Origin of the sequence: Qipengyuania sp. ABI-127-1 (genome assembly GCA_022953095.1) — a bacterium.
In the GTDB taxonomy this organism is placed as follows: Bacteria; Pseudomonadota; Alphaproteobacteria; order Sphingomonadales; family Sphingomonadaceae; genus Qipengyuania.
The window spans coordinates 1-2,689 of sequence record JALJCR010000005.1 but is presented as its reverse complement, the minus strand read 5'-3'; the positions used below and the strand labels follow the sequence as shown (position 1 = coordinate 2,689).

Here is a 2,689-nt window from a genome sequence, read left to right as displayed (position 1 = left end):
GATCGTCCCCCGGCGAGAGCCCGTGGACATAGCGCGCCAGCATCGCACCCGAAGCAGCATATTCCCCGATCAGCGCATCGCCATCGTAAAGATTGGTGCGCAGGATCGTATCGCTACCGTCGATCTGACCAACCGCGCTAAAGAAATACAGGACGGGTCATTTTGCGGCAACTACCTTTCCCGCGAGAGAGCCTTTTTCAGCAGAAACAGTAAGATGATGGCCCAAGGGCCTAGAAAGAAAACAGCTACACCTAAATCTGAAAACGTCATAGAACTTGCGTTTTCAATATCTAACGACGCAAAAAAATTCTGCCATGAACCTAAGTAGAGAGCTGCAAGGATAATTACCGGAAGCGTCAAAGCCGCCCAGACTAGAACTGCAATACGGATGAGATCGGTGCTTTTCATGGCCGACCACCAGGTGCTAACCGCGAGAGAGCTTCCCTCTGTGCATTGTCAAACGCGGCTTTCCCTGGACTTATTATCCCAGGAATGCCGGCAAGCGCACGATAGTAAACATACGCTGAAAGGGCACATAGCCAACCACCAGCGCGTTTGCACTCCTTGAGAATGTCTCGGCCTAAAGCCTGATCGCACTGCTCTTGAGTTTTACCGATCGTCCCGTAACACTGATCGTGCTTACTGCAAGGGCCTTGGAACGACGTCGAGGCCATGCCTTCTGGCACACCTTCTGATCCTGCGGCACCGCAGTAATCAATAGGCTTTTTCGCGACCCCATCCTTTTCCGGCCCTCCGTCGGCATCGCCGCGACCTCCATCGTATCGCATCAGCGCAAAGTCGTGCGGGGAAAAGGCCCGTGATGGAATACAGATAATTCTTCGTGACACCTCGATTGGGCCGCCATCGTAACTCTGTGGCGAGTTGTTTATGCTCACTGGAATTTCGCCCACCCCACAGGTGCTCAACCCACTCGGATCGACGCCGTTGACGGGGTTGTTCCCGACATAGGCATACATGTTCATCCCGTCGCCATAACCGATGGGGTCGGGTTGCATGAAACGGCCGAGATTGGGCGAGTACATGCGGGCCTTGTAGTAATAAAGCCCTGCTTCGGAAAGCAGCACCTGCCCGGTATAGCCAAAGCGCGGCGGGCTGTTGGAGCCATGCAGGCCGTATTCGTCATAGCTATAGGCTGCGGGCAAAGCCCCCTGATTTCGCGAACTCAGCACGATCGAGCCCAGCCGGTCGGCATGAAGGAAGCGCGCATTGCTCAGCGCCGTGCTCGCCCCGCTATAGGCCACGATCGGATCGTCCCCCGGCGAGAGCCCGTGGACATAGCGCGCCAGCATCGCACCCGAAGCAGCATATTCCCCGATCAGCGCATCGCCATCGTAAAGATTGGTGCGCAGGATCGTATCGCTACCGTCGATCTGGCCCACCGCGCTGTTGCTCGCGCGGATTTGATAGAGCCGCCCGAGCGGATCGTAGAGCAGCTTGACATTGCGCGCGCCCGAAACCTCCACCAGCCGGTTCTGCGGATCGTAAGTGTAGCTGTTGATCCCATCGCCGGTCAGATTGCCGTTGGCGTCATAGCTGTAATTCGCCGCATCGATCTTGGTGTGGAGAGCTTCCGCGCCAAACTCACCGAAGCACTCGGCCTACGCGACGGCGCGCAGATCGGGGCGATCAACAAGGTGCGGCGGGAGGTCGAGATGGCGGTGGGGTAAAAGCTTAGATTGAATGGCTGGACAACAGAAAAACAACTAGCCCTATCACTGGACATGGCCGATTTTAGTTGAAATCTTTAAAGCTATTGCAGTGATAAGTGCATATCCACCCCAAAGATAAAGCCAGCCAATTTCGAGCTGATAAATCAAGTTGACAACAAGTATGATGACAAGGGCAATCGTCGGACAAATTATCGTAAAAACTCTTAGCCAATCAATACGACCCGGCATCATGACCGCCCTAATGATATAAAACGATATTATTGCTACACATGCGATGCCAGCGACAAGGTTTTTTGCCTCGTTATCCAGTGGCATATACAAAATCGTGAAGAACACAATCGCACCAAGGGTACCGACTATTAAATCTCGCATTTTCAATTTGCAACTCTTACAGAATTGGTGGGTTGGGAATCTCGCTGCCGATTCCTATGCCACATTTAGGATTAGTGAGAAGTGCTGCGCCGCCCCCGATTAGAGCTCCAGCTGCCCGCACCGCTGGATGCCCTTCGACTATCTTCCTACCGATTATCCGCGCTCCGCGGCGGAAGGTCATAGAGCGCGGCGGCATCCGTCCTTGGTTTCGTGACTGCGCTTGTTCGTCAGGCGATAAAAATCTGGCATCATTAGGCCCGGTTCGATTAACGCTATCAAGAATACCTCTGCCGGCGTTAATTGCCGTTCCAGCAGGGTTTAACGCACCAACCCCAGCTCCAAGTCCTACACTCCCAAGACAGCCAAGGAGATCGGCTTCTTCATCCTCCTCCTTTTGCTGCGATGAACTTACTCCGTCATTTCCTTCGCCTCCAATATATTGAGGCTTGGGGTGAAAGAGCATCACTATACAAAGACCGTCCGTTGGCTCACACCCGCCATGACCACGACGAAGCGACAAATTCACTCGCGGTCGATCTCCGCAAACTCTAATGGCGTCTTCCGGTAGAGGTTCACCCTCGATGATCTCTATAGGTGTGCAAGTTCTCAACCCACTGGGATCGATC

The 2,689-nt window shown here is 53.9% G+C and carries 4 protein-coding genes; 2 read left to right on the top strand and 2 right to left on the bottom strand.

The genetic code is table 11. The features are described 5' to 3' along the window. On the top strand, positions 1–328 hold a 328-nt coding region (locus MUY37_RS15275), incomplete at its 5' end, for a hypothetical protein (protein ID WP_499196221.1). A 76-nt stretch (positions 329–404) separates the two neighbouring features. Here MUY37_RS15275 and MUY37_RS15270 read toward each other — a convergent pair. After that, a complete protein-coding gene (locus MUY37_RS15270; RefSeq protein ID WP_499196220.1) occupies positions 405–1,400 on the bottom strand; it encodes an RHS repeat-associated core domain-containing protein in 996 nt (331 codons plus the stop codon). 21 nt (positions 1,401–1,421) lie between these two features. Here MUY37_RS15270 and MUY37_RS15265 point away from each other — a divergent pair, with 21 nt between their 5' ends. After that, positions 1,422–1,688 (top strand): hypothetical protein, encoded by a 267-nt coding sequence (locus tag MUY37_RS15265; RefSeq protein WP_499196219.1) that lies wholly within the window; start codon positions 1,422–1,424, stop codon positions 1,686–1,688. Between the two features lie 45 nt (positions 1,689–1,733). On the opposite strand, the gene MUY37_RS15260 is transcribed toward MUY37_RS15265, so the two are convergent. Next, on the bottom strand, positions 1,734–2,069 hold the full coding sequence (locus tag MUY37_RS15260; RefSeq protein ID WP_499196218.1) for a hypothetical protein: 336 nt from the start codon (positions 2,067–2,069) through the stop codon (positions 1,734–1,736). Positions 2,070–2,689: the final 620 nt, after the last annotated feature.